29 protein-coding genes are annotated in these 25978 nt (G+C 30.0%); 15 read left to right on the forward strand and 14 right to left on the reverse strand.

Annotated features, from left to right (window positions below; all coding sequences use genetic code 11):
* Window positions 1–97: 97 nt before the first annotated feature.
* Complete coding sequence (locus CXF68_RS02095) at window positions 98–685, reverse strand: riboflavin synthase (RefSeq protein ID WP_101042704.1); 588 nt, start codon at window positions 683–685, stop codon at window positions 98–100.
* A gap of 61 nt (window positions 686–746) precedes the next feature.
* Between CXF68_RS02095 and pdxA the strand changes: the two genes are divergently transcribed.
* The 10 genes from pdxA (at window position 747) to CXF68_RS02145 (ending at window position 8916) form a co-directional block, all read left to right on the forward strand.
* Window positions 747–1781 (forward strand): 4-hydroxythreonine-4-phosphate dehydrogenase PdxA, encoded by a 1035-nt coding sequence (gene pdxA, locus CXF68_RS02100; protein WP_101042705.1) that lies wholly within the window; start codon window positions 747–749, stop codon window positions 1779–1781.
* Between the two features lie 70 nt (window positions 1782–1851).
* The gene (locus CXF68_RS02105) at window positions 1852–2391 is read left to right on the forward strand and encodes a DUF177 domain-containing protein (RefSeq protein ID WP_101042706.1); all 540 of its coding nucleotides are present in this window, start codon (window positions 1852–1854) and stop codon (window positions 2389–2391) included.
* A gap of 8 nt (window positions 2392–2399) precedes the next feature.
* Entirely contained in the window at window positions 2400–2597 is a 198-nt protein-coding gene (gene rpmF, locus CXF68_RS02110) for a 50S ribosomal protein L32 (protein WP_101042707.1), read from the forward strand.
* A gap of 151 nt (window positions 2598–2748) precedes the next feature.
* Window positions 2749–3744 carry a beta-ketoacyl-ACP synthase III gene (locus CXF68_RS02115; RefSeq protein ID WP_101042708.1) on the forward strand — a complete coding sequence of 332 codons (996 nt, stop codon included), beginning with the start codon at window positions 2749–2751 and terminating at the stop codon, window positions 3742–3744.
* Window positions 3745–3770: 26 nt separating this feature from the next.
* Window positions 3771–4247, forward strand: coding sequence for an acetyl-CoA carboxylase biotin carboxyl carrier protein (gene accB / locus CXF68_RS02120; protein WP_101047298.1), 477 nt, complete (start codon window positions 3771–3773; stop codon window positions 4245–4247).
* Between the two features lie 70 nt (window positions 4248–4317).
* A complete protein-coding gene (gene accC, locus CXF68_RS02125) occupies window positions 4318–5655 on the forward strand; it encodes an acetyl-CoA carboxylase biotin carboxylase subunit (protein ID WP_101042709.1) in 1338 nt (445 codons plus the stop codon).
* A 104-nt stretch (window positions 5656–5759) separates the two neighbouring features.
* Window positions 5760–6611 carry a DUF2911 domain-containing protein gene (locus CXF68_RS02130; RefSeq protein WP_101042710.1) on the forward strand — a complete coding sequence of 284 codons (852 nt, stop codon included), beginning with the start codon at window positions 5760–5762 and terminating at the stop codon, window positions 6609–6611.
* A gap of 91 nt (window positions 6612–6702) precedes the next feature.
* Complete coding sequence (locus tag CXF68_RS02135) at window positions 6703–7941, forward strand: 3-deoxy-D-manno-octulosonic acid transferase (RefSeq protein ID WP_101042711.1); 1239 nt, start codon at window positions 6703–6705, stop codon at window positions 7939–7941.
* Complete coding sequence (locus CXF68_RS02140; protein ID WP_101042712.1) at window positions 7941–8501, forward strand: YeeE/YedE family protein; 561 nt, start codon at window positions 7941–7943, stop codon at window positions 8499–8501. The genes CXF68_RS02135 and CXF68_RS02140 overlap by 1 nt, the downstream gene beginning before the upstream one ends.
* A 1-nt stretch (window position 8502) precedes the next feature.
* Window positions 8503–8916 carry a DUF6691 family protein gene (locus CXF68_RS02145; RefSeq protein ID WP_101042713.1) on the forward strand — a complete coding sequence of 138 codons (414 nt, stop codon included), beginning with the start codon at window positions 8503–8505 and terminating at the stop codon, window positions 8914–8916.
* Here the strand turns inward: CXF68_RS02145 and CXF68_RS02150 are convergent.
* The 7 genes from CXF68_RS02150 to CXF68_RS02180 all read right to left on the reverse strand — a co-directional run bounded on the left by CXF68_RS02150 (window position 8913) and on the right by CXF68_RS02180 (window position 17539).
* Window positions 8913–9515: a DUF4230 domain-containing protein gene (locus tag CXF68_RS02150; RefSeq protein WP_101042714.1), complete on the reverse strand. Its 603-nt coding sequence runs from the start codon at window positions 9513–9515 to the stop codon at window positions 8913–8915. The genes CXF68_RS02145 and CXF68_RS02150 overlap by 4 nt on opposite strands.
* 53 nt (window positions 9516–9568) lie before the next feature.
* The gene (locus CXF68_RS02155; protein ID WP_101042715.1) at window positions 9569–10147 is read right to left on the reverse strand and encodes a lipoprotein signal peptidase; all 579 of its coding nucleotides are present in this window, start codon (window positions 10145–10147) and stop codon (window positions 9569–9571) included.
* A gap of 42 nt (window positions 10148–10189) precedes the next feature.
* Window positions 10190–10918, reverse strand: coding sequence for a hypothetical protein (locus CXF68_RS02160; protein WP_101042716.1), 729 nt, complete (start codon window positions 10916–10918; stop codon window positions 10190–10192).
* Window positions 10896–11273, reverse strand: coding sequence for a TraR/DksA C4-type zinc finger protein (locus CXF68_RS02165; RefSeq protein ID WP_101042717.1), 378 nt, complete (start codon window positions 11271–11273; stop codon window positions 10896–10898). Before CXF68_RS02165 ends, CXF68_RS02160 begins: the two co-directional genes overlap by 23 nt.
* Window positions 11274–11277: 4 nt before the next feature.
* A complete protein-coding gene (ileS, locus tag CXF68_RS02170) occupies window positions 11278–14676 on the reverse strand; it encodes an isoleucine--tRNA ligase (RefSeq protein ID WP_101042718.1) in 3399 nt (1132 codons plus the stop codon).
* Window positions 14677–14816: 140 nt separating this feature from the next.
* Complete coding sequence (locus tag CXF68_RS02175; RefSeq protein WP_101042719.1) at window positions 14817–16736, reverse strand: OmpA family protein; 1920 nt, start codon at window positions 16734–16736, stop codon at window positions 14817–14819.
* A gap of 44 nt (window positions 16737–16780) precedes the next feature.
* A complete protein-coding gene (locus tag CXF68_RS02180) occupies window positions 16781–17539 on the reverse strand; it encodes a TerB family tellurite resistance protein (protein ID WP_101042720.1) in 759 nt (252 codons plus the stop codon).
* A 120-nt stretch (window positions 17540–17659) separates the two neighbouring features.
* Here CXF68_RS02180 and CXF68_RS02185 point away from each other — a divergent pair, with 120 nt between their 5' ends.
* Window positions 17660–18073: a BrxA/BrxB family bacilliredoxin gene (locus tag CXF68_RS02185; protein WP_101042721.1), complete on the forward strand. Its 414-nt coding sequence runs from the start codon at window positions 17660–17662 to the stop codon at window positions 18071–18073.
* 50 nt (window positions 18074–18123) lie between these two features.
* On the opposite strand, the gene CXF68_RS02190 is transcribed toward CXF68_RS02185, so the two are convergent.
* Together CXF68_RS02190 and CXF68_RS02195 are read right to left on the reverse strand one after the other, a co-directional pair.
* Entirely contained in the window at window positions 18124–18561 is a 438-nt protein-coding gene (locus CXF68_RS02190; protein ID WP_101042722.1) for a LexA family transcriptional regulator, read from the reverse strand.
* A gap of 3 nt (window positions 18562–18564) precedes the next feature.
* The gene (locus tag CXF68_RS02195) at window positions 18565–19821 is read right to left on the reverse strand and encodes a Y-family DNA polymerase (protein WP_101042723.1); all 1257 of its coding nucleotides are present in this window, start codon (window positions 19819–19821) and stop codon (window positions 18565–18567) included.
* Between the two features lie 61 nt (window positions 19822–19882).
* Here CXF68_RS02195 and CXF68_RS02200 point away from each other — a divergent pair, with 61 nt between their 5' ends.
* Genes CXF68_RS02200 through CXF68_RS02215 form a run of 4 tightly spaced genes read left to right on the forward strand, consistent with a single transcriptional unit; the run spans window position 19883 to window position 22984 of the window.
* Window positions 19883–20344, forward strand: a complete 462-nt coding sequence (locus tag CXF68_RS02200) for an Lrp/AsnC ligand binding domain-containing protein (protein WP_028890065.1) — start codon at window positions 19883–19885, stop codon at window positions 20342–20344.
* Between the two features lie 8 nt (window positions 20345–20352).
* Window positions 20353–20934, forward strand: a complete 582-nt coding sequence (locus CXF68_RS02205) for a HupE/UreJ family protein (protein WP_101042724.1) — start codon at window positions 20353–20355, stop codon at window positions 20932–20934.
* Window positions 20935–20991: 57 nt separating this feature from the next.
* Window positions 20992–21423: a dCMP deaminase family protein gene (locus CXF68_RS02210; RefSeq protein WP_101042725.1), complete on the forward strand. Its 432-nt coding sequence runs from the start codon at window positions 20992–20994 to the stop codon at window positions 21421–21423.
* Window positions 21410–22984 carry a S41 family peptidase gene (locus CXF68_RS02215; RefSeq protein WP_101042726.1) on the forward strand — a complete coding sequence of 525 codons (1575 nt, stop codon included), beginning with the start codon at window positions 21410–21412 and terminating at the stop codon, window positions 22982–22984. The genes CXF68_RS02210 and CXF68_RS02215 overlap by 14 nt, the downstream gene beginning before the upstream one ends.
* A 93-nt stretch (window positions 22985–23077) precedes the next feature.
* On the opposite strand, the gene CXF68_RS02220 is transcribed toward CXF68_RS02215, so the two are convergent.
* The 4 genes from CXF68_RS02220 to CXF68_RS02235 form a co-directional block, all read right to left on the reverse strand.
* Window positions 23078–23635 carry an MOSC domain-containing protein gene (locus CXF68_RS02220; RefSeq protein WP_101042727.1) on the reverse strand — a complete coding sequence of 186 codons (558 nt, stop codon included), beginning with the start codon at window positions 23633–23635 and terminating at the stop codon, window positions 23078–23080.
* Between the two features lie 537 nt (window positions 23636–24172).
* Window positions 24173–24916, reverse strand: a complete 744-nt coding sequence (locus tag CXF68_RS02225; RefSeq protein WP_101042728.1) for a LytTR family DNA-binding domain-containing protein — start codon at window positions 24914–24916, stop codon at window positions 24173–24175.
* A 362-nt stretch (window positions 24917–25278) separates the two neighbouring features.
* Complete coding sequence (locus tag CXF68_RS02230) at window positions 25279–25566, reverse strand: type II toxin-antitoxin system RelE/ParE family toxin (protein ID WP_101042729.1); 288 nt, start codon at window positions 25564–25566, stop codon at window positions 25279–25281.
* The gene (locus CXF68_RS02235; protein WP_101042730.1) at window positions 25559–25798 is read right to left on the reverse strand and encodes a CopG family transcriptional regulator; all 240 of its coding nucleotides are present in this window, start codon (window positions 25796–25798) and stop codon (window positions 25559–25561) included. Before CXF68_RS02235 ends, CXF68_RS02230 begins: the two co-directional genes overlap by 8 nt.
* Window positions 25799–25978 lie beyond the last annotated feature (180 nt).

Raw genomic sequence — 25978 nt, forward strand, 5'->3', positions numbered from 1 at the left:
CCTCTATATTAAAACAACAATAGTAATAAGCAGCTATAGAACAAAAAAAGCGCTAAAATTAGCGTTTCTTCTTATTCAAATATTTAAAATAATCTGTTTATTTTAACTGAGTTAATCGCGCAACATATTTACCAATCACGTCAAATTCAAGATTAATTCTACTTCCTACTTTAAAGTTTTTAAAAGTAGTATGTGCTAACGTATATGGAATTATCGCAACACTAAATTCATCTTTTTTTGAATTTACAACAGTTAAACTTACACCGTTAACAGTAATCGATCCCTTTTCAATTGTTATACTACCATCTTCGAAATCATAAGAAAAAGTAAAAACAGTACTTCCGCCTTCATCTTTAATACTCTTACAAATACCTACTCTATCAACGTGTCCTTGCACAATATGACCATCTAAGCGAGCACCTAATTTCATTGCTCTTTCAAGATTTACTTCGTGTCCTAAATTTAAATCACCAATATTAGTTTTATCAAGCGTTTCTTTTATCGCTGTAACTGTATATTCATCATTAACAATATTAACAACAGTTAAACATACACCATTATGCGCTACACTCTGATCTATCTTCAACTCATTAGTTATATTACTCTGAACAGTTATATGTAAGTTCTCCTGTTCTTTTGTTACTCTTTGTACAATTCCAACAGTTTCAATTATTCCAGTAAACATTCTCTAAATTTTAGTTACTTTTGTTTACATCAAAAATACAACTTTACCTACGAAAGTAACTATGGAGCATACAAACAAAATTATTGTTGGAATTTCAGTTGGAGATATAAATGGAATTGGTATTGAAATTATTCTAAAAACTTTTGAAGACAAGCGTATGCTAGAGTTTTGCACTCCTGTAATATTTGCTTCAAATAGATTAATTTCTTATCACAAGAAAATCTTGAAATTAAACAATAACATTCATGGTATTAATTTAATTGATAAAATTGCACACGAAAAAATTAACTTAATGAACTCTTGGAAAGAAGAAGTTAAGATAACAATAGGTAAAGTTACAGATATAGGTGGTGAATTCGCACACAAATCACTTGAAGCAGCAACAAATGCTTTAAAAAGCAATCATATTGATATTTTACTTACCGCTCCTATAAGTAAAGAAAATATTCAGTCAGAAAAATTTAATTTCCCTGGGCATACTGAATATTTAGAAGAAAAATTAGGCGGTAAAAGTTTAATGATATTAATGGCTGATAAATTACGTATTGGCTTAATTACAGGACACATACCTGTTTCGAAAATAGCAGAAACCATTACTCCTGAACTTATAAAGGAAAAAGTTGAAACGATGCATACTTCTTTAAAACAAGATTTTAGCATTAATAAACCTAAAATAGCAATACTAGGATTAAACCCCCATTGTGGAGATAACGGAATTATAGGTAAAGAAGATGATGAAATTGTTCGTCCGACAATAACAGAAATTAAAGAATCAGGCAAATTAGTTTTTGGTCCTTATGCTGCTGATGGTTTTTTTGGTTCAGAAACTTACAAACAGTTTGATGGTGTTTTAGCGATGTATCATGATCAAGGTTTAGCTCCTTTTAAAGCATTATCATTTGGTAATGGTGTAAATTTCACTGCAGGTTTAAGTAAAATAAGAACCTCTCCTGATCACGGAACTGGTTTTAATATTGCAGGTAAAAACGAAGCCAACCCTTCGTCATTCAAAGAAGCTTTATTTGCCTCATTACAAATATTTAAGAACCGAAAACAAAATACAGAACTTATAAAAAACACTTTAAAAGTTAAATAGTATTTTTTTTTAGGTAAAATATAAAATTATAAACATTTTTTATATCTTTGCACGCTCAAATTGATCTTAGATGAAAGACATAAAAGAATTCAATATACCTTTTGTAGGTTTAAAAGAAGGCAGTCATTTATTTGAATATCAAATTGACAACACGTTCTTTGAAGCATTTAAATTCGATGAATTTAATAATGCAAATCTAAAAGCTAGTATTAACTTTGTAAAGAAAAGTACATTATTTGAACTTTCTTTCTCTGCAAAGGGTACCGTAAATGTACCTTGTGATAGTACTGGCGAACTATTCGATTTAGAAATTGATGGTATTTTAGATTTAGTTGTTAAGTTCGGACCTGAATATAATGATGAACATGATGAAATTTTGATACTTCCACACGAATTATATCAAATGAATGTAGCTCAATATATATATGAGTTAATTGTATTATCAGTTCCTAGTAAAAGAATCCACCCTGCTGTTTTAAATGGCACTATGGAATCTGAAGCTTTAAAGAGATTAGAAGAATTAAGAATAAACGAAGAAAAAACTGTTGAAGAAAAAACGTCAGCAGACCCTAGATGGGATAAATTAAAGGATTTACTAACAGATAAATAAAACATAAAATGGCACATCCAAAGAGAAAAATATCGAAAACTAGAAGAGATAAAAGAAGAACTCACTATAAGGCTTCTGTACCTCAAATAGCTGTTGATCCTACAACTGGAGAAGCTCATTTATACCACAGAGCTCATTGGCATGAAGGTAAATTATACTACAGAGGTCAAGTAGTATTAGAAAGTGCAGCAGCTGTTGAAGCTTAAAACTAAGTTTTTACAAAATAAAAAAACCCTCTTTTTGAGGGTTTTTTTGTGTTTTTATAGTAAAATTTAAGTTTTTTGATGTTTTTTCTTTAAAAAGGTGAAATAATTTTCATTACTTTTGACAACTGGTTTTATCACAAAACAAACAACTATGACTAAAACAACTGCAGCAATAACAGCAGTGGGAAAATATGTCCCAGACTATATTTTAACAAATAAAGAATTAGAAACTCTAGTAGATACTAATGACGAATGGATTACCAGCAGAACAGGAATAAAAGAAAGAAGGATTCTTAAAGGAAAAGGCCTTGGTACATCTTTTATGGCTATAAAAGCTGCTGAAGATTTAATCCAAAAATCAAATATCGATCCAAAAGAAATAGATTTGGTAATTGTTGCGACAGCAACACCAGATATGCTTGTTGCCTCAACAGCAACGTACACAGCATCTCAAATAGGTGCAACAAATGCTTTTTCTTACGATTTACAAGCGGCTTGTTCAAGTTTCTTATTTGGTATGTCAACTGCAGCTAGTTATATAGAAAGCGGTCGTTATAAAAAAATATTATTAATTGGAGCAGATAAAATGTCTTCAGTTATTAATTATTCAGACAGAGCTACTTGTATTATTTTTGGAGATGGAGCTGGTGCAGCTTTATTTGAACCAAATAACGAAGGGCTTGGTTTACAAGATGAATACTTAAGAAGTGATGGTATTGGTCGTGAATTCTTAAAAATTGAAGCTGGTGGATCTATCCTACCTGCATCGGAAGATACATTAAAAAATAAACAACATTTTGTTCACCAAGAAGGAAAAAGTGTATTTAAATACGCTGTTTCTAATATGGCTGATGTTTCTGAAAAAATGTTAACGAGAAACAACCTAACTAAAGACGATGTTCAATGGTTAGTGCCTCATCAAGCAAATAAAAGAATCATTGAAGCTACAGCAAATAGAGTTGGTGTAGAAAGTGAAAAAGTAATGATGAACATACATAGGTACGGAAACACAACATCTGCTACTTTACCTTTATTACTTGCTGATTACGAAAATCAATTGAAAAAAGGAGATAATTTAATTTTTGCTGCATTTGGTGGAGGCTTCACATGGGGAGCTATCTATTTAAAATGGGCATACAATTCATAAAAAACCAAACAATTAAAATTAGGAATATGGATATTAAAGAAATTCAAAGTCTTATAAAATTTGTAGCAAAGTCAGGTGCAAGTGAAGTAAAGCTAGAAATGGAAGATATTAAAATCACCATTAAAACTGGAAGCGAAACTCCTGAGACTACAATTTTTCAAACTGCTGCCCCTATGGCTGTAGCCCCCCAAATGGCTGCACATGCACCTATAACTCAGGCTGCTCCCGCAACAGAAACTTCAAATACTGAAGAAGACTCTAAATACATTACAATAAACTCTCCAATTATTGGAACTTTTTATAGAAAGCCTGCTCCAGAAAAACCAAACTTCGCAGAAGTTGGTACTGAAGTAAAAATTGGTGATACTGTTTGTGTTATTGAAGCAATGAAATTATTTAACGAAATTGAATCTGAAATTTCAGGTAAAATAGTTAAAGTATTAGTAGATGATTCTTCTCCGGTAGAATTTGATCAACCACTATTTTTAGTAGATCCATCTTAATTAACATATAACTCCAAATAAAACAAAAGCATCCGCTTAATTTATTTGGAGTTTTTAAATTTTAGAACGTATGTTTAAAAAGATATTAATTGCCAATAGAGGTGAAATTGCGCTACGCGTAATTAGAACCTGTAAAGAGATGGGGATAAAAACTGTAGCTGTATATTCTAAAGCAGATGCAGAAAGTTTACATGTAAGGTTTGCAGATGAAGCTGTTTGCATTGGGCCCGCTCCAAGTAGTGAATCTTACTTAAAAATGGATCGTATTATTGCTGCTGCAGAGATTACAAATGCAGATGCTATTCATCCTGGTTATGGTTTCTTATCAGAGAATGCTAAATTTTCTAAATTATGTGAAGAGCATGATATCAAATTTATTGGAGCTTCCCCTAAGATGATTGATCGTATGGGAGATAAAGCAAATGCTAAGTCTACTATGATAGAAGCCGGTGTACCTTGTGTACCTGGAAGCGAAGGTGTTATAGAGAACTTCGCAGATTGTGAGAAAACAGCTATTGAAACTGGTTATCCTGTAATGCTAAAAGCATCAGCTGGTGGTGGTGGAAAAGGAATGCGTGCTGTTTGGAAAGCGGAAGATTTAAAAGATGCGTGGGATTCTGCTCGTCAAGAATCTAAAGCTGCCTTTGGTAATGATGATATGTATATGGAGAAGCTAATTGAAGAGCCTCGTCATATCGAAATACAAATTATTGGAGATTCTTACGGAAAAGCTTGCCATCTTTCAGAAAGAGATTGTTCTGTTCAACGTCGTCATCAAAAATTAACAGAAGAAACTCCTTCTCCTTTTATGACAGATGACTTACGTAATAGAATGGGAGATGCAGCTGTAAAAGCTGCTGAATATATAAAATATGAAGGCGCTGGTACTGTTGAATTTTTAGTAGACAAACATCGTAACTTCTTCTTTATGGAGATGAATACTCGTATTCAAGTAGAACACCCTATTACCGAAGAAGTAGTTGATTACGACTTAATTCGTGAACAAGTTTTAGTTGCCGCTGGCGTACCTATTTCTGGTAAAAATTATTTTCCGCAATTACATTCTATTGAATGTAGAATTAATGCTGAAGATCCTTTTAATGGATTTAGACCTGCACCAGGTAGAATTACATCATATCACGCACCTGGAGGTCATGGAGTTCGTATAGATACGCATGTATATGCTGGTTATATGATTCCTTCTAATTATGATTCAATGATTTCTAAACTAATTGTTACTGCACAAACTCGTGAAGAAGCAATTAATAAAATGAAACGTGCATTAGATGAGTATGTTATTGAAGGTGTTAAAACAACAATTCCTTTTCATAGACAATTAATGGATCATCCTGATTATATTGCTGGTAATTATACCACAAAATTCATGGAAGATTTTGAAATGAAATAAAAACAAAAAGAGTTAATGAATTTTCATTAACTCTTTTTTATTATCTTTTTGTGTAATTTATAATTTAAACAACGTCTAAAGATTATAATTAAAAATTATAATCCATGAGAATTCATTTTATTCTATTATTAATAATACTATCTTCAATTAGCTTAACAGCTCAGATAGAAAAACCTAGTTTAAGTCCTACCAAAATAAGTAAACAAAAAGTAGGTTTAGCTAATGTTACTTTAAAGTTTGGGCAACCAAATAAACAAGGAAGAAAAATATTTGGTTCTCTAATACCTTACAATAAAGTTTGGCGCACAGGAGCCAACGCTTCAACAAAAATAACTACAGACAAAGAAATCGTAATAGCAAATCACATTATTCCGGCAGGAACTTATGCGTTGTATTCAATACCTAATAAGAAAAAATGGACTATTATTATCCATAAAAAAAACAATTTGTGGGGTAGTGCAGGGTATACTAAAAAAAATGACTTTATCAGATTTACAATTCCAGTAAAAAAAATTAAAGACACTAAAGAAACTTTAAATATTAGTTTTGAAAACTTTACTATTGATGGAGCTGATTTAATACTTACTTGGGAAAACACTAAAATAGTTATGCCCGTTATTGTAAATTCAGATGTAATAATTCAGGAGCAGATAAATACAAAAATAATCAATTCTAAAGAAGTCGTAACTGCACAAACATATTTTGATGCGGCACAGTATTATTATCTAAAAAACAAAGAACTAAATACTGCTTTTAAATGGTTTAATAAGGCTGAAAATTTAAGACCAACTGCTTTTTGGTACACTTATTACAAAGCTGAACTAGCACAAAAATTAGGAAAAAAAAACATAGCTAAACAAGGTGCTACAAAATGTTTAAAGGCTGCTAAAAATAGTAAATCATCTGATTACGGATATATTTCTAAATGTTCTTTACTACTTAAATCACTTGACTAAAAATTATTGATTTTTTACCTATAGAAAATAATGAGATTATCTAGTGAGTATTTACTAGACAGTCTCATTTTTTATTTCTTAAATTTGCATTATGAATTTCCTTTACAATCTATTACTTTTTAAGGCATCAATACTTCTGCCTATTTTAGCCTTATTCAATAAAAAAATAAAGCTATTCGTTAATGGAAGAAAAGAAACTTTTACGAAACTAAATAACATTCATAAAACAGATAAAGTTATATGGTTTCACGCTGCCTCTTTAGGTGAATTTGAGCAAGGAAGACCTATTATTGAAAAACTAAAAGAGCAGTATAAAAATCATAAAATTGTAATAACTTTCTTCTCTCCCTCAGGCTATGAGATAAGAAAAAATTATGCTTTAGCTGATGTTATTTGCTATTTACCACTAGATACTAAATCTAATGTTAAAAATTTCGTTAACATAATACACCCTGATATAGCAATTATTATAAAATATGAATTTTGGCCTAATCTTTTATCAGAGCTAAAAAAACAACAAATTAATACCATTCTTATTTCGGGTATATTTAGAAAGAAACAATCTTTTTTTAAATGGTATGGTGCTTTTATGCGTAATAAGTTAAATGCTTTTAATCATTTTTATGTTCAAAATGAAGCTTCAAAAAAACTACTCTCATCTATTGGATTTGAAAATACTACTATTGCTGGCGACACAAGATTTGACAGAGTTTATGATATTTTAAAACAAGATAATAATTTAAGTTTTATATCTGAATTTAAGGACAACACTTATACAGTTATTGCAGGAAGTACTTGGAAAGAAGATGAAAAATTACTTGTAAATTACATTAATAACCATGCATCAGTAAATGAGAAATTTATCATAGCTCCTCATAACATTAATGAAAAGCAAGTAAAAGAATTACAAAAATCTATCAATAAAAAAACAATACTATATTCTGAAAAAGAGTTAGGAGACTTATCAGAACACCAAGTGTTTATTATTGACACAATAGGGTTACTTACCAAAATTTACTCTTATGCTGATGTTGCTTATGTAGGGGGTGGTTTAGCAACTGGACTTCATAACATACTAGAACCTGCAACCTTTGGTGTTCCAATAGTTTTTGGAGGTAATAAGTACAAAAAATTTCAAGAAGCTACAGATTTACTTGCATTAAGGGGTGTTATAACTGTTGCAAACATTGAAGACTTTTCTAGTACCTTTACCACTTTAAAAAACAGTAGTGATTTAAGAGTAAAATTAGGAAGTACTAATCAAAAATATATTTCAGATAATACTGGAGCAACTAAAACTATCATGCAATATCTTAAAACCACATTATAATGGATATCATATTACAACCTTGGCCCTGGTACATATCTGGCCCACTAATAGCTGGCGTACTTTTCTTATTTTTTTACTTCGGAAAAAGTTTTGGAGTATCAACTAATTTAGAAACTATGTGTACTATTGCTGGCGCGGGTAAAGTTTCTGATTACTTTAAAAAAGATTGGAAGGAACGAAGCTGGTCACTAGTTTTTTTACTTGGATTAATCGTTGGTGGATTTATCGCTATTAATTATTTATCAGCAACAACTAACATCGATTTAAATCCTAAAACAGTACAAGAATTAGCAGATTTAGGTTTTACTAATGCAGGAAGTTCTTTTGTTCCTAATGAAATTTTTAGCATTGAAAGTATGCTTACTCTAAAAGGATTTTCTATTTTATTGATTGCAGGAATTTTAATTGGTTTCGGAACCCGATATGCTGGCGGATGTACTTCTGGTCATGCTATTACTGGCTTGAGTAGTTTACAATTACCATCTTTAATTGCAGTAATTGGTTTTTTTATAGGTGGTTTAGTAATGACTTGGGTTGTATTCCCTTTAATTTTCGGATAAGATGAAAAATATAAAATTTTTAATAATAGGTGTTTTGTTCGGAATTATAATGACAAAATCTGAAGCTATTTCATGGTATAGAATTTATGAAATGTTTAAATTTCAATCATTTCATATGTACGGAATTATAGGTTCGGCAGTAGCTATATCTACGGTATTTATGTATTTATTTAAAAATGGCGCAATTAAAGACTATCTAGGTAATAAAATTAATGTTAAAGACAAGAAAAAAGGTTTTATAAGAACACTTGTTGGCGGAACTATCTTTGGATTAGGTTGGGCTTTAGCAGGTGCATGTCCTGCTCCTATTTTCGTTTTGATTGGACATAGCGTATTTCCAATTATTGTTGTTCTATTCGGTGCAATGTTAGGTGCTTTTATTTATGGATTATTAAGTAAGAAATTACCTAATTAATCTTTTATAAAAGTATTCTCGAATAAGTTTGAGTTTGTATTATCAACAACTTTCCAATTATATATTTTAGATAGTTGATATATTTTAGACAACTCTTCGAATAAACGTATTTTAGCATCTTTTTGAAGGTTTGATACAGTTATTGTTGATTTTATCTTTTCTATAGCTTTATCACTAAGCTTATTCAATTCTGATTTAGAAAAAGTATTAAATTGACTTTGTTGTAAATCGAAATATTTAATATCTGGAGAGATTAAAACTTCTTCTTTCGGAATTTTATTGATAATTATTTGCCTACCGATACTATCTACCTCAATTTCAAGCTTCGATAAATCATAACCAACTTCAACTTTTGCATTAACAGATAATATTGCTTTTTTTTCAAAAGAAATATAGTCATACAAATATTTTTTACTGTCAGAGAAACTATACATTTCAGAAAAACTACCTTCTGAAACTACTAATTTACTTAAGTTTTGAACTCCGTTTAAAACTACTTTAATTTCTTCTTGTTGGTGTTTTTTCGCTGTTTTATCATACCAAAACTTAGCAATTAAAAAGCCCAATAAAAAAATAGATAAATACTTAAGGAATCGCATAGTGTTATTTTCTATAAATATAGAAAAAGTATATTGAATGAAAAATATTAGATTTACACTTCTTCTTCCTTCGGAAATGCTTGCTTGTTAAACAAGAACAATAAAACAACTCCTATACTAATCCAAGAGTCTGCTCCGTTAAAAATTGCATTAAAAAAAGTAAAACTTTCTCCTTCATACATTGGAAAATATAGCATATCTACTACTTTACCATGAAAAAACTCACCATAAGGCTTATCAGAAAACAAGGTTGCTACATTGTGATAAGAACTATCAAAAATAACTCCATAGAAAACAGAATCAATTATATTTCCTATTGCTCCTGCTAAAATTAACCCTATTGCTATAACAACAGCTGTATGTGCTGCTCTTTTTATTGTTTGCCATAGCCAGTATACAATACCTGATACTGCTACAACTCTAAATAATGTTAAGAATAATTTACCAGCTCTACCTCCAAATTCAAACCCCCAAGCCATACCGTTGTTTTCTGTGAAATGAATTTTAAACCAATCACTAAAAACAATAACTTCTTCTCCTAATTGAAAATGAGTTTTAACGTATATTTTACTAATTTGATCAATCAAAATTGCCAAAATTACGGTAAGTATTGCTATATTTTTCTTAGACATTTTTATATTTTAATGATAGCAAAAATAAGAAAAGTATTGGTTTTATTCTGTAATTAAAAAAACATTAGCATTTATAGAGCGTACATTAAAATTAGATACCGCATTCTTAGTAAGAATTTTATATAAATGCTCTTTATGTTTAGTTTTATTTATACTTATTTCACCTTTATTGGTTTTAATATTTATAGTACTATTTTTTCTTAATTGTCCGTAAACATTCCCTAAAAATAGTGTAACTAAAGTATTTCCGTTTACTTTATTTAATCTAACGTTACCTTTGTCAATATAAATTTTTAGATTTCCTTTATAACTATTAGAGTTTATTCCTATTGTTTTTCCATAAATGATTACATTCTTATTTTTTGGTATTTTAATAATAGCCTTTGCTCTTTGTAATCTTTTAGTTATATATTTTCTAAAAATTTGTTCTTTATAAACATCAAAATTAAGTTTAAAACCTACTTTTAAAACCCCATTAATTTCATCATCAAAAAAAATAGTATGGGTATTAGGTTGTTCATCTAACAACATTATTGTTATCTGATTATCTGTAGAATTCTCTATAACTAGATCATCCAATCCATCAGAATTTATTTCGATATCATTAAATTTAATTTCTCTCGTTTTAATTAATTTTTCTTGAGAAAAAAGAAATAAACTTGTAAATAATAATGTAATTAATTGTAATTTAAAACAAAAAAAGCCTCTTAAAAGAGGCTTTTTTCTATTATTATAGTAATACAAAATATTATTGTTTACGTTTTGCTTCAATACTTAATGTTGCATGAGGTACTAACTTTAAGCGTTCCTTTTGAATTAATTTTCCTGTAACTCTACATACTCCGTAAGTTTTATTCTGAATACGAATTAATGCATTTTTTAAATCACGAATAAATTTTTCTTGACGTATAGCTAATTGCATATTTGCTTCTTTTGCCATCGCATCGGAACCGCCATCAAACGATTTAAAAGTCGGAGAAGTATCTTCAGTACCGTTACCAGCTCCATTCTTATAAGAGTCTTGTAATAGTTTTAAATCTTCTTCGCAATGTTCTATTTTACTTAAAATAATTCCTTTAAACTCTTGTAAATCGTTATCAGAGTATCTTATTTTAACATCATCCATAATGCTACATTTTTTGAATTAACATTCTACTTTTTATGGTATCAAACTCGATTTCTGTACCATCTTTTAAATCATCAACAAAAACCAACTCGTTTGTTAATGTTTCTGCTTTTATATAATCTTCATTAGCAATTACCGATTCTTCTAAGTCTGCAACTTTTAAAACCGTTAATTTTATTTTATCTGTTACTTCTAAACCGGTGTCTTTACGTGCATTCTGAATTCTATTTATCAATTCTCTAGCAACACCTTCTTTACGTAACTCTTCATTTATAGTAACATCTAAAGCGACTGTTAAACCAGCTGCATTTGCAACTAACCAACCTTCAATATCTTTAGAATAAATTTCTACATCTGTGGTTTCTAAATTAATCATTTTATCATTAATCTCAACAGAAATACTACCTTCTTTTTCAATTTTTATAATATCGTCTTGAGTGAATTTCTGTATCTCATTCGCTATCAACTTCATATCTTTACCAAACTTTGGCCCAAGAGCTTTAAAATTTGGTTTGATTTGTTTTACTAAAATACCAGATGCATCATCTAACAACTCTATTTCTTTAACATTTACCTCAGATTTTATCAAATCAGCAACTGCTAAAATGGCTGCTTTTTGAGTAGCATCTAATACAGGAATCATTATCTTTTGTAATGGTTGACGTACTTTAATCTTTTCTTTAGCTCTTAACGACAAAACTAATGAAGATATTGTCTGCGCATTCTCCATTTTACGTTCTAATGATTTATCTATTAAATCAACATTGTATTTTGGAAATTCAGCCAAGTGTACACTTTCAAATTTTTCAATATTAGTGGTACTTACTAAATCTTTATACAACCTATCCATAAAGAAAGGTGCTACTGGTGAAGCTAATTTAGCTACAGTAAGCATACAAGTGTATAATGTTTGATATGCTGATATTTTATCTTGCTCATATTCTCCTTTCCAAAAACGTCTTCTACATAAACGAACATACCAGTTACTTAAATGATCTTGTACAAAATCAGATATTGCTCTCGTTGCTTTTGTTGGTTCATATTCAGCATAGAATGTATCTACTTTTTGAACCAATGTATTTAATTCTGATAAAACCCAACGATCAATTTCTGGTCTTTCGTTTAACGGCACCTCAGCTTCACTATAAGTGAATTTATCTAAATTAGCATATAAAGTAAAGAATGAATAGGTATTATAAAGTGTACCAAAGAATTTTCTACTTACTTCAGTAATTCCATCTAAATCAAACTTTAAATTATCCCAAGGGTTTGCGTTTGATATCATATACCAACGTGTAGCATCAGGACCATATTTATCTAACGTTGTAAACGGATCAACTCCGTTACCTAAACGTTTCGACATTTTTTGACCATTTTTATCTAACACCAATCCGTTAGACACAACATTTTTATAGGCTTTATCATCAAAAACCATTGTTGCAATAGCGTGTAATGTATAAAACCATCCACGTGTTTGATCTACTCCCTCTGCAATGAAATCGGCTGTTTTCCAACCTTCTTCTACCAATTCTTTATTTTCAAACGGATAATGCCATTGTGCATACGGCATAGAGCCTGAATCGAACCAAACATCAATTAAATCAGATTCACGTTGCATTGGCTCACCAGAATCCGACACTAAGGTAATTTTATCAACTACATTTTTATGTAAATCTACGGTATCATAATTTTCATCAGACATGTCTCCTGATACGAAATCAGCAAAAATATCTTCTGCCATTACACCAGCTTTAACAGCCAATGCCATTTCTTCTTTTAATTCAGCTACAGAACCTACTATTTTAGTTTCCTTACCATCTTCTGTTCTCCATACTGGTAACGGAATTCCCCAAAAACGAGAACGTGATAAATTCCAATCATTTGCGTTCTTTAACCAGTTACCAAAACGACCTGTACCCGTTGCTTCTGGTTTCCAATTGATTTCTTCGTTTAAAGAGTGCATACGTTCTTTAACGTCTGTTACTTTAATAAACCAAGAATCTAATGGGTAATATAAGATAGGCTTGTCAGTTCTCCAACAATGTGGATAACTGTGTACATATTTCTCAACCTTAAAGGCTTTATTTTCTTCTTTTAATTTAATCGCGATTTCTACATCTACCGATCTTTCTGGAGCTTCACCATCTGCATAATATTCATTCTTCACATATTTACCTGCAAACTCACCCATTTCTTTAGTAAACTTACCTTGCAAATCAACTAAAGGAACTAAATTATCATTTGCGTCTTTAACTAACATTGGTGGCACACCTGCGTCTTTACAAACGATAGCATCATCAGCTCCAAAGGTTGGTGCAGTATGTACAATACCTGTTCCATCTTCAGTAGTAACAAAATCTCCTGAAATTACTCTAAAAGCTTCTTCTGGATTTTCGTATGGTAAAACATATGGTAATAATTGTTCGTATTTAGTACCAACTAAATCTGCTCCTTTACATTCTGCAACTATACAATAAGGTATCTGTTTATCTTCAGCTTTATAATTTGCTAAATCTGCTTCGTTTTCGACTTCTTTAAACTTCTTTCCTGCAAATTGTTTTCCTACTAAAGGCTTTCCTAAGATTACTTGTGTAGCTTCAAACGTATATTGATTAAATGTTTTTACTAATACATAATCTATCTTAGCGCCAACAGTTAATGCTGTATTACTTGGTAAAGTCCAAGGAGTTGTTGTCCAAGCTAAAATATGAATATCATTTCCATTTTGAAAAACACTTGGTAAAGTTTCAGTAATTGCTTTAAATTGAGCAACGACAGTTGTATCAGTAACATCTTGATATGCTCCTGGTTGATTTACTTCATGAGAACTTAAACCCGTACCTGCTTTTGGTGAGTATGGTTGTATTGTATATCCTTTATACATCAAATCTTTATTATAGATTTGTTTTAACAACCACCAAACAGTTTCCATATATTTTGGCTTATAAGTAACATACGGATCTTCCATATCTACCCAATACCCCATTTTTTCGGTAAGTGTGTTCCAAATATCAGTATATTTCATTACTGCTTTTTTACAAGCAATATTGTATTCTTCTACCGTAATTTTGGTACCAATATCTTCTTTAGTAATTCCTAATTCTTTTTCAACACCAAGTTCAACTGGTAAACCATGAGTATCCCATCCTGCTTTACGTTTTACTTGAAAACCTTTTAAGGTTTTATAACGGCAAAAAATATCTTTAATGGTACGTCCCATTGCGTGGTGAATACCCGGTAAACCATTTGCTGAAGGTGGTCCTTCAAAAAAGATAAACGGTTTGTTTTCATCACGGGTAGTTATACTTTTTTCAAAAATGTTGTTTTCTTTCCAGTAATTTAGGATTTCATCTGCAACATTTGGCAAGTTAAGCCCTTTGTATTCAGTAAACTTCGTACTCATTTTGTAATTGTATTAATTGAATTCGCGAAATTACGTATTTTCTTGTAATTGTAAGGTTTGCCTTATATAAAAAAACACCCCATTAAATGGGGTGTTTTCATTTTTTTTGTATAAAATGTTTTTTATTTTACTGTTTGGTCTTATTTCTTTAGAATATAAAAATATGATCTTCTGTTTTTCTGATGTTCTTCTTTTGAACATTTATTTAATTTATCATCATAACAATCATTCAACAACTGCCCCTCTCCATAACCAATAGCACTTTGTATTCTACTTGAAAGAATCCCTTTTGAAACAATATATTCTTTAGTTGATTTTGCCCTTCTATCTGACAATGATCGATTATATTCTTTTTTACCTCTACTATCAGTATGTGATTCTATTTTAATAATCATCTTTGGGTGATTTTCCATTACAGAAACAATATGCGCTAGCTCTTTTGCTGCATCATTACGAATATTATGTTTATCAAAATCGAAGTAAATAGGATTAATTACTATTTGATTTTCTATAATTAAAGGTACTAATTGTAAGTTTTGAGTTATTAACTGCTTATTTACATCAAGTGTTTTCGCTGTTTTTTCATCTTTCTTATAGTCATTTTTTGATGCTGTAACAGTAAAATTCTTCTCACACTCTACCAACTCAAAAGAATAACTACCATCTTTATTTGTTGTTTTTTCAGCAACTATCACCCCTTCTTCACTTATTAGTTTTACAGTTACATTATTTAATGGCTTATTTGTTTTAGCTTCATAAACTACCCCAGAAACATCTTCTTTACACTTGTATACTATAAAACTATATATATCGTCGTCTCCTTTTCCCTTTTTTCTATTTGAGGAAAAGAATCCATTATTCCTTTTATTATTTATAATAAATGAAAAATCGTCATAAGCTCCATTTATAGGAGCTCCTAAGTTTACAGGTTTAGTATAAATATCTCTTTCTTTTTTTGCTTCAAAAATATCTAGAGCACCAAGTCCTAGATGCCCGTCTGATGCAAAATATAAAGTCCCTTCACTATCTATAAAAGGAAACATTTCTCTTCCTTCTGTATTTATATTTTTTCCTAAATTTTCTGGAGTACTAAAGGTATTATTATCTAGTATATTTACTTTATAAACATCTGTTAAACCAAAACCATTTGGCATATCAGATACAAAATACAATACTTTTTCATCAACACTTAAAGCTGGATGTCCTACTGAATAATTATCATTATTAAAAGGGAGCTCTATAGCATTACCCCATTCTCCATCAATTTTATCGGTTTTATATATTTTAAGATGTGCTACTTCATCATCTCCTCCTTTTAATTTTTTACCATCAAAATTAGTTCTAGTAAAATACATGATGTTACCGTTAGATGTAATTATTGCGTTTGACTCGTGATATTTAGAACTAACCGATGCTACTTTAACTTGCTCTTCGACATCTAAAACTTTTTCTTTAATTTTAAAAATCTCTTTTGCCTTATAAATATTTAAATGAGGTTGATTATTCCACTTATATAATCTTTTATCATTAACCCCATCTGGCTTAGTTGATGCGAAGTAAAAATCATCATTAAACACAAAACCTCCAAAATCAGAATATTTAGTATTTATTGACAAGTTATTTATACTTACAAATACTTTCTTCTTCTGTGTGTATTCTACAAAATAATTTAGGTTATCCTGTAATGATCTTACGCTACTATTATATTTGTTTTTTGCTTTTAATTTTAAAAGCCATTTATCTGACTCCTCAATTTTTCCGTTACTTTTTAATGACTGCGCATATTTAAAAATATATTCAGAATTTGTAATAGCCTCATGCCTTTTAAACAATTCCTTATACCATTTTTCAGATGCAGTAAAATCAGAATTATAATAATATGAATCTCCTAAACGACTTAAAACCTCATAAGAATCATCTCCCTTATTAAAAATTTTCTCATATAACTCCGCAGATTTTTTATATGAGTATTCATTATAGTACTTATCAGCTATAGCTTTTCTTTGCCCAAAAGAAACAGCAATTACAAACAGAAATAATAATGTTATTTTTTTATTCATTCTTTATACAAAACGTTTAAACTAAAAATATTTTTCTTTAAAAATTAATTAAGTCCTCTTTCTTTTTTTATTTGCTCGTAAGCTGCTTGAATTTTCTGAAACTTTTCTTTGGCTCCTTTTTTATGCTCTTCACCTAGCCCTTCTAATTTGTCTGGGTGATATTTTTTAGCCATTTTTCTATACCCTTTTTTTAACTGATCATTAGAAGCTGATTTGGTTATCTCTAAAATTTTATAAGCACTATCAGACTCATCATAAAACATTGCTTTTATTGATGAATAATCATGATTGTTTATATATAAATAATTAGCAATTTTTCTTATTTCTTCTTCTTCTTCTGCTGTTACTTCGTCATCTGCTTTTGCTATTCCGAATAAAAAATGCAACAATTGCAAACGTGAAGAGTGTGACATATGTTGACGAATTTGTAAACAAACCTCACGTGTTGATACTTGTTTTTTTATAATTCCGCTAAACAACTTAAAAGCATTATTAGCACGCTCTTTACCATACATTTTAACAAAATGCATACGCACATAATCTAATTCTCGCTGATCAACTCTTCCATCAGCTTTAATAACAACTGATGCTAAGATTAATAAGGTTATTTCAAAATCACCAGAAGTAGCTCTTCCTCTTTGTTGAGGCTGCGATTGTCTTTGATAATCTTGCTGTTCTTGTGTAAAATCTTCTACTGATACGCCATCAATAAAACTACCTACAGCAAAACCTATAATAGCCCCTATTGGACCTCCCATTGTAAATCCAGCTCCGGCTCCAAGCCATTTTGCAAATTTTCCCATTTTTTAATTTTAAAGGTGCAAAGATAGTATTAACTCTTTATAAAAAAACCTCATTTATTTTGGTTTGATTCTTGCTTTTAAATGAAGTATATTTGTATAAACAATTTTAACAATAAAAATATGTACCCAGAAGAATTAGTAAAACCGATGCGTGATCAATTAATCGATGCTGGTTTTGATGCTTTATATACTGCTGAAGATGTTGATAACGCTTTAGCAAAAGAAGGAACAACTTTAGTAATGGTAAATTCTGTTTGTGGTTGTGCCGCTGGTACTGCTAGACCAGGAGCTATTGCTTCTTTAGGAGCAGATAAAACTCCTACAAATTTAACTACTGTTTTTGCTGGTGTCGAAAAAGAATCTACATCAAGAGCAAGAGAACTTATGGTTCCTTTTCCTCCGTCATCTCCTGCAATTGCTTTATTTAAAGATGGTAATTTAGTTCATATGTTAGAACGTCATCATATTGAAGGGCATTCAGCTCAAGCTATTGCTCAGAATTTAGCAGGAGCTTATGATGAATTTTGTTCATAGAAATTCATTAGCATAAATAAAAAATCCAGCAAATTTGCTGGATTTTTTATTTATACCTTTTTAATAACGCTAGTAACAATACCCCAAATAATAAAATTATTTTCTTCTGTAATTTTAATTATCGGGTAGTCTGGGTTTTCAGGTTGTAACCAAACTTCATCCTTTTCTACTTTTAATCTTTTTACAGTAAATTCTCCATCTAAAAAACAAACAGCAATCTTATTATTCTCAGGCGAAATACTTCTATCAATTACTAATAAATCATTATCATCCAGTCCTGCACCTATCATAGATTGCCCACTAACTTTTGCAAAAAAAGTAGCTTCTTTATTTCGTATCAATTCTTCATCTAACGATATACGTGTTTCTCTAAAATCATCGGCTGGTGACGGAAACCCTGCAGAAATACCAATATCTTTAAAAATTGTACCTTCAGTTTTACTCATTTCTTTAGGCGAAAAAAAAGTTAATCCTTTTAATGTATTCATTTTTTATTTTACGCTTATAATGTCATTAATATTTGTGGTATACTTAGGCGACAATCGTTCTTGACGCATTTTCCAGGTACGTTGCAAATCTTGATTTGCTAATTTAACCTTATCTGATTTAAAAGTCTTATTTAATTTATCAATTGCCTGCATTAATGGCTTATGCTTTGGGTTTTCTTTTTCAAACATATTAATTTGATAATTATCCGATGGCACCAAACCTGTAACAATAACACCTGCTCTTTTATATTTTATTCCTTTTTTAAAAATAGTACGCACCGCTTCTACGGCACTTTTACTTATTGTTAATGTTGAATTTGTTGGATATGAAAACACAACTGTTTTACTAGCGCTGTGTTGCTCACTGTCTTTTTTATGGCGATCACTATGCAACATAACAATAATCATATGACAGCTTGAATTTTGCTTTCGTAATTTCTCTGCACAACTCACTGCAAACGTAGCCACTCTTTCTTTTATATTATCAATATCTGAAAAAGTATATTCAAAACTTCGTGTAGTTGCAATTGCTTTTTTGGTTGTTGGCTCATCTAGTAATATTTTAGATTCACCTTCTAAATCTTTCTTCAATTTCCAAATAGTAATTGATAACTTTTTTCGAACCCATTCATCATTTAGTTGTGTAAAATCATACGCTTTTACACAACCTTTTCCTTTTAAGGTTTTTTGTAACCTACTACCAATACCCCAAACATTTTCAATAGAAGTCCATTTTAATGCTTTTATTCTTTTTTCATCAGAATCAATAACATAAACACCTTTTGTTTCTTTCGGAAATTTACGTGCAATTTTATTTGCTACCTTGCTTAATGCCTTAGTTGGCGCAACACCAACACAGGTAGGAATACCTGTCCATTGTAAAACCCTACTTCTTATCTGAGTACTATATTCTTCTAAATTATATTTCTCAAACCCTTTTAATTCTAAAAAAGCTTCATCAATAGAATACACTTCAATATCCGGCGAAAACTGTTCGAGTATTTTCATTACGCGTGCACTCATATCTCCATATAACGGATAATTAGAAGACAATACTGTAATATTATTGTTTTTACAAAACTGTTCCCATTTAAAAATTGGTGCACCAAACGGAAGCTCAATATATTTAGCTTCATCACTCATAGCAATAACACAACCATCATTGTTACTTAAAATAGCAACTGGCTTCCCTTGTAAACCAGGGTTAAAAACGCGTTCACAAGAGGCATAAAAATTATTACAATCAACAAGAGCATACATGCTGGTAAAGGTAACTAATATTCAAAAAAAAAATGTAATCAACTTTCCTTATTTTTGCTGTATGATTAAGAAACTAAAGATTGACGGAATTGACAAAATCATTATCAAACGACTGGTAAAAGATGCACGTACTCCTATTTTAAGTATTGCTCGTGAAGTAGGTATCTCAGGAGCTGCAATACATCAGCGCTTACGAAAGTTAGACGCTTCTGATTTAATTGATGGTTATAAAATGACATTGAATCCAAAAGCTTTAGGTTATAACACTACTGCTTTTGTAGGTGTTTTTTTAGACTCTTCTAGTTTATATTCATCAGCTATAAAACGCTTAAAAGAAATTCCTGAAATTGTTGAAAGTCATTATACAACGGGTAACTACGCCATTTTCATTAAGATACTATGTAAAAACAATGAAGATTTAATGCATTTGTTAAACAAAGATATTCAAAACATAAAAGGAGTTTCAAGAACCGAAACTTTTATATCTTTAGACCAGCAAATAGATCGACAAATAAAAATTTAAAATCCCGAATGAACGAATTTATTTTTTACTTTAAAATGGGCTTATATCATGTACTTGATATTAGAGCTTATGACCACATTTTATTTTTGATAGTACTTACCGTTGTGTATTTATTTAAACAATGGACAAAGGTATTATGGCTTATTACTTTATTTACCATCGGGCATTCCATAACCTTAGCGTTATCGGCTTACGGAATTTTAAATATTAAGAGTAATTTAATTGAATTTTTAATTCCGTTAACAATTTTTATTACAGCGTTAATGAATGTATTAACTGCCAAAAAAGCATCTGTTGGAAAAGAAAATCAAAATTTGTTTTTGGCTTTGTTTTTCGGATTAATTCACGGACTTGGTTTTTCAAATTATTTTAAAATAATGATTGGAAAAACTTCTGATAAACTAATCCCTTTAATAGAATTTGCTGTAGGTGTAGAAGCTGCTCAAATAATTATTGTTTTAATAATTTTATTAATAGGAACCTTAGTTCAATCAATATTTGGTGTAAATCGTCGCGATTGGATTTTAATAGTATCTTCTATTATAATCGGTTTTGCTTTTCAAATGATGATAAACCGCGTTTTTTGGTAAAAAATTAACGGCACACCTTTTTAAATCTAAGTATCTTAGCATATCACATAATTTTTAATTTTGAGTAAAAAACAATTAAAATACGACAAAGCCTATTTAAAAATGGCGCAAGAATGGGGTAAATTATCTCATTGTAAACGTAAACAAGTTGGCGCCATAATCGTTAAAGATCGTATGATTATTTCTGACGGTTATAATGGAACTCCATCTGGATTTGAAAACTATTGTGAAGATGACGAAGGATATACAAAATGGTATGTTTTACATGCTGAAGCGAATGCTATTTTAAAAGTAGCTGCCTCTACGCAATCTTGCAAAGGAGCTACTTTATATATTTCTCTTTCTCCTTGCCAACAATGTAGCAAACTGATACATCAAGCAGGAATAAAACGTATTGTGTATGCCGAAGCATATAAAGATTCTTCTGGAGTCGATTTTTTAGAAAAAGCTGGTGTTGAACTGACTCATTTACCATATGAACAAAAATAACTTACCTATATATTTATCAATTGCTGTTGTTTTCGGTATTCTTATCGGAACTTTTTTTAGTAATGGGAACACAACTAATTTCATTGGAAAAAACTCATCTAATGAAAAAAAAATAAAACGTTTAATCGACTATATACAAAGTGATTATGTTGACAACGTAAATACTGATGAGTTGCTAGATGGAGCTATTACTGAAATGCTTGGTAAATTAGATCCTCACTCTGTATATATACCTAAAGAAAATCTTCAATTAATTACCGAAAACATGCAAGGTAATTTTGTAGGTATTGGCGTACAGTTTCGTATGATAGGTGATACCATTACTGTTATTTCTCCAATTAAAGGAGGCCCAAGTATTAAAGTAGGTATTAAAGCTGGTGATAGAATTTTGTTGGCAAATAAAGATACATTATACGGTAAGAAGTTACAAACCCCAAAAATAATGGCAGCCTTAAAAGGAAAGCCTAACACAAAAGTTGATGTTCAAATTTACAGAAAAACGAATGACAGTCTTTTTAATGTAACTATAAACAGAGACAAAGTAAATATTAAAAGTGTTGATGTAGCCTACATGTTAAATGACAGTGTTGGTTATATAAAACTAAATCGTTTTGCTCGTAATTCTTACCGAGAGTTTAAAACATCTTTAGATGCTCTTAAAGAAAACCAAATGACTGATTTAGTACTTGACCTTCGTGGAAATGGTGGTGGCTTTATTGACATTGCTAATAGTATTGTTGATGAATTTTTAGAGGATGATAAGCTAATTGTATTTACAAAAAACAATAAAGGTGATATTAATAAATCATTTGCGACTGATAAAGGTGATTTTGAAAAAGGTGGTTTATATGTTTTAATCGACGAAAACTCTGCTTCTGCTTCAGAAATTGTAGCGGGTGCCTTACAAGATAATGATAAAGGAACTATTATTGGTCGTCGTTCTTTTGGTAAAGGCTTAGTACAACAAGAAATGGATTTAGGTGATGGATCTGCAGTTCGTTTAACAACTGCACGCTACTACACTCCTACTGGTAGGTCGATACAAAAATCATACAAAAAAGGAGCTTCTGACACCGAAAATAGTAATTACACTCAAGATATACAACGCAGGTTACTTAGTGGTGAATTACATAGTAAAGACAGTATAAAAACAATTGATAGTTTAAAATTTACAACTCCAAAAGGAAAGATTGTTTATGGTGGTGGAGGAATAATTCCTGATTACTTTGTTGGTGTTGACACCTCTTCTTATGTACCAACAATATTTTTTAGGCCTTTAAATAATTTTGCTTTTAATTACGTTGATACGAACCGTAAAAAACTCACACATACAACTGTTGATGAGTTTATTAAGAGTTTTGATAAAAACAATGAAATCACTACTAAGTTTTTATCAAAATTAAAAAAATACAAACTTTCATCAAAAATTAAAAAACAACTTAAACGAAATTTAAAAACACTAATTGCAAGAGAACTTTTTAATGATGAAGGTTTATACAAAGTAAATCAGTTTGATGATAAAATGCTTCAAAAGGTATTTGAGTTAGAAAAAAAACAATAGCTTTTTTTAATATTTATAGTTCTAACAGTGTCTTTATTTAAGCTTATTGCAAATGGTTTTTCATATAAATACGATAAAGTTTAAGACCAGAAACTACATTCCGTTTTCAAGGTTTTTTTCTTTATACATTTCAGCAATAGTTAAATTTCCTGGGCATGATTTTATTTTTTCTAGTACATCTCCTGTTTTAACGAAACCTATTTGTAAAACCTTAAAATAAATACCACTTTTTGATACTCTTAAAAACTGACGTACAACTTTTCTAGAGTTAAATTTCATCGCTAATTTATGGCAAGGTTCTCTAGGCTTCGTTACTTCTAAAATAACTTCACCTACTTTATAAGTATCTCCTACATGAATTTCCGTTTCCTCTAATTCATCAATTGTTAAATTTTCACCAAACATACCTAAATGCCAATTTAGGTTAGGGTACAACTCCTTCCAATATTCATAATGTTTTAATGAATATCCGTATACCGCTTGATCAATTCCTCCATGAGAATCATTATTACAAACAGCATCACCCTCTACCTTTTCGGTATTTAAAAAAATAGGTTCATTAACCGGATATTTAAAAATACCGGTAATTATCTTCTCTCCTTTCCAATCAACCTCCTTACGTTCTCCTACACATGTTGCTATAATTTTCATCTAATCTTATTTTTATTTAAAAATACGTTTTTTATATACTTAAAGCACTTATACCTATTTCAAATACGTTTTTTACTAATTTACAATACCTCATGGAGTTTGCACCTAAAGAAAAACCTTTACATATTATATTTACATTAGCTAAGGTATAATAAAGGGTATATTTTCAGCTAAAAAGTATTAAGTATTACTATTGGGGAATATGTACTTAATCAGAATACTCAAAAAAAGGTAGTTGTAAGATATAATCCATTAAGGGGAGATTCTATTTTATATCCTACCTTTTTTTATTTAAAACAAACTCATAATTTTGTGTATTTAAAAAACAATACGCTTGTATCTTTTTTTAATACACTTATACCTGAATTCGCTTACTTAAAGGAAATACTATATCAAAAACCCATGTGTAGGCATATTTTTGAGATGTTTAAAAAGAATTAAGGTTTACTATTTTTTTTCGACTAAAAGATAAGTTAAAAAAAGCGGTAATTAGCAGAACTAGATTCGGGGGGATTTACTATGTTTTTTTATCGTTTTTTATCTAAAAATAGTATTGTTTTTTATAAACTGATTTTTAAAACGCTCACTGAACGATATTTTATGATTATTTTCTAAAATCAATAAATTATCTTCAAAATAAATTTCTTTAATCTTTTTTAAATTTACTAAATAATTTCGGTGAGTTTGTGTAAAATCTGTATCTCCTAGCAGCTCTTTAACTTTTGTTAACGATAGTTTTATTAAATAATCACCTTCATTACACACAAGCCTACAATACTTCTCTTTTACTTCAACATAAATAATAGATGCTGTATCTACCTTCATGATGCTTCGTTTCTTTTTTATGAATAAAAACGACGGACTTACAATTCCGTTTTTATCACTTAAGCTAATACTACTCGATTGTTCGTGAAATTTTTCTAAAGCTAACTCTAAAGAATATAATAGCTCTAGTTTATTAAATGGTTTTAATAAATAAGTATATGGTTTCGTAAGTTTAGCTTCATTAAACATCGCTTTACTTTGCATACTTGTTAAAAATAGAAAAGGAGCTTCAATATTTTCTTTATTCAAGCGGTGTGCCAACGAAATACCTTCAGGGCTTCCGTTAATCATAATATCTAAAAGAATGATATCAAAAAATCGATTTTTTATTTCTTTTTCAGCCTCTGAAGCGTTTTTAACACGAATAACTTCATAATTATTATCTTCTAAAAACTCAATGATTTCTTTAGCTTCTTCATCTAAATCTTCTAAAAGTAACAATCGTAAGTTATTCATTGGAGCTAAATATTTATAATGTTCGTTTTTACGAAGATACTTATTTGGTCATAATTTTTAGCAAAAACATTATAGTTTGTCTTTACAGTGCTAAATGAATGAAGTAACTCTACTATTCAGCAATTTATAATAAAAAGTATTCTTTTGTTTATCAAAAAAACAAATACACAAGTCATTGCGAGAAAGAATAACGAAGTAATCTCAACATTTAGAACTAAAAAGCAACAGATTACTTCGTGTCACGTAATGATAAAATACTCACAAAAAACAGTAATTATGGGATAGTGAAATTACAGTTTATCTATCTATTCAAAAAGGTATAAGGCATCAATATATTTATATAGTTTTTTTAAAAATTTACGCTACAATTTTTCATTTAAATCTTGTTTTCCTACAATTGCCATTATTTCCACAACACTGTCATTTATTTTAAAGAAAACACTATCAGTACCACAAACACAACGTCTATATCCTTTTTTTATATAATCAACAGATTCAAATGAAAAAGGTCTTTGAACAATAGCTTCGAAATATTCAAAAAATGAATCGAAGTATTTGTCTGCCTGAATCATTCCAAACTTTTTAACTCCGTATTGGTGAATTCGAATCAAATCGTTTTTAGCTTCATTACTTAATCGATATTTAAGCATTTAGTAAAGACTTCGATTCTGCTAAAATTTGTTCTTTAGTATCTTTAGAAAAACCACTACTTTCAGCTTTTTCAAGTTTCGTACGAATCCAATCAACTTGAACCTGTTGTTTTCTAGCTTGTCTAATCAAATCGTTAACAAGCTCGCTCTTGCTTGAATACTCTTTAGTATCTACTTGAGTTTTTAACCATTCATCGTTTGGTTTTGTAAATGATATACTTTGTCTTGACATAAAATTATATTTATTGATGTAAATATACACCAAATACGAATCAAATACAAATTTTCTCAATTACGTCATTACAAGGAGGGAAAAGGAACGACGAAGTAATCTCTACGTTTAGATCTAAAAAGCAACAGATTGCTTCGTGCCTCGCAATGACGAGGTAATTAAAAAAACGTGTAAAAAAAA

Origin of the sequence: Tenacibaculum sp. Bg11-29 (assembly GCF_002836595.1) — a bacterium.
Taxonomy (GTDB): domain Bacteria; phylum Bacteroidota; class Bacteroidia; order Flavobacteriales; family Flavobacteriaceae; genus Polaribacter.

Bases quoted from the DNA above. Each gene is read 5' to 3' on its own strand.
- CXF68_RS02135 (WP_101042711.1), top strand. From the start codon at position 6,703: ATGAATTTCCTTTACAATCTATTACTTTTTAAGGCATCAATACTTCTG.
- CXF68_RS02195 (WP_101042723.1), bottom strand. From the start codon at position 19,821: ATGTATGCTCTTGTTGATTGTAATAATTTTTATGCCTCTTGTGAACGC.
- CXF68_RS02130 (WP_101042710.1), top strand. From the start codon at position 5,760: ATGAGAATTCATTTTATTCTATTATTAATAATACTATCTTCAATTAGC.
- CXF68_RS02115 (WP_101042708.1), top strand. From the start codon at position 2,749: ATGACTAAAACAACTGCAGCAATAACAGCAGTGGGAAAATATGTCCCA.
- CXF68_RS02185 (WP_101042721.1), top strand. From the start codon at position 17,660: ATGTACCCAGAAGAATTAGTAAAACCGATGCGTGATCAATTAATCGAT.
- ileS (WP_101042718.1), bottom strand. From the start codon at position 14,676: ATGAGTACGAAGTTTACTGAATACAAAGGGCTTAACTTGCCAAATGTT.
- accB (WP_101047298.1), top strand. From the start codon at position 3,771: ATGGATATTAAAGAAATTCAAAGTCTTATAAAATTTGTAGCAAAGTCA.
- CXF68_RS02175 (WP_101042719.1), bottom strand. From the start codon at position 16,736: ATGAATAAAAAAATAACATTATTATTTCTGTTTGTAATTGCTGTTTCT.
- CXF68_RS02180 (WP_101042720.1), bottom strand. From the start codon at position 17,539: ATGGGAAAATTTGCAAAATGGCTTGGAGCCGGAGCTGGATTTACAATG.
- CXF68_RS02105 (WP_101042706.1), top strand. From the start codon at position 1,852: ATGAAAGACATAAAAGAATTCAATATACCTTTTGTAGGTTTAAAAGAA.
- CXF68_RS02225 (WP_101042728.1), bottom strand. From the start codon at position 24,916: ATGAATAACTTACGATTGTTACTTTTAGAAGATTTAGATGAAGAAGCT.
- CXF68_RS02150 (WP_101042714.1), bottom strand. From the start codon at position 9,515: ATGCGATTCCTTAAGTATTTATCTATTTTTTTATTGGGCTTTTTAATT.
- accC (WP_101042709.1), top strand. From the start codon at position 4,318: ATGTTTAAAAAGATATTAATTGCCAATAGAGGTGAAATTGCGCTACGC.
- CXF68_RS02165 (WP_101042717.1), bottom strand. From the start codon at position 11,273: ATGGATGATGTTAAAATAAGATACTCTGATAACGATTTACAAGAGTTT.
- CXF68_RS02145 (WP_101042713.1), top strand. From the start codon at position 8,503: ATGAAAAATATAAAATTTTTAATAATAGGTGTTTTGTTCGGAATTATA.
- CXF68_RS02140 (WP_101042712.1), top strand. From the start codon at position 7,941: ATGGATATCATATTACAACCTTGGCCCTGGTACATATCTGGCCCACTA.
- CXF68_RS02215 (WP_101042726.1), top strand. From the start codon at position 21,410: ATGAACAAAAATAACTTACCTATATATTTATCAATTGCTGTTGTTTTC.
- CXF68_RS02155 (WP_101042715.1), bottom strand. From the start codon at position 10,147: ATGTCTAAGAAAAATATAGCAATACTTACCGTAATTTTGGCAATTTTG.
- CXF68_RS02235 (WP_101042730.1), bottom strand. From the start codon at position 25,798: ATGTCAAGACAAAGTATATCATTTACAAAACCAAACGATGAATGGTTA.
- rpmF (WP_101042707.1), top strand. From the start codon at position 2,400: ATGGCACATCCAAAGAGAAAAATATCGAAAACTAGAAGAGATAAAAGA.
- CXF68_RS02095 (WP_101042704.1), bottom strand. From the start codon at position 685: ATGTTTACTGGAATAATTGAAACTGTTGGAATTGTACAAAGAGTAACA.
- CXF68_RS02200 (WP_028890065.1), top strand. From the start codon at position 19,883: ATGATTAAGAAACTAAAGATTGACGGAATTGACAAAATCATTATCAAA.
- CXF68_RS02220 (WP_101042727.1), bottom strand. From the start codon at position 23,635: ATGAAAATTATAGCAACATGTGTAGGAGAACGTAAGGAGGTTGATTGG.
- CXF68_RS02230 (WP_101042729.1), bottom strand. From the start codon at position 25,566: ATGCTTAAATATCGATTAAGTAATGAAGCTAAAAACGATTTGATTCGA.
- pdxA (WP_101042705.1), top strand. From the start codon at position 747: ATGGAGCATACAAACAAAATTATTGTTGGAATTTCAGTTGGAGATATA.
- CXF68_RS02190 (WP_101042722.1), bottom strand. From the start codon at position 18,561: ATGAATACATTAAAAGGATTAACTTTTTTTTCGCCTAAAGAAATGAGT.
- CXF68_RS02205 (WP_101042724.1), top strand. From the start codon at position 20,353: ATGAACGAATTTATTTTTTACTTTAAAATGGGCTTATATCATGTACTT.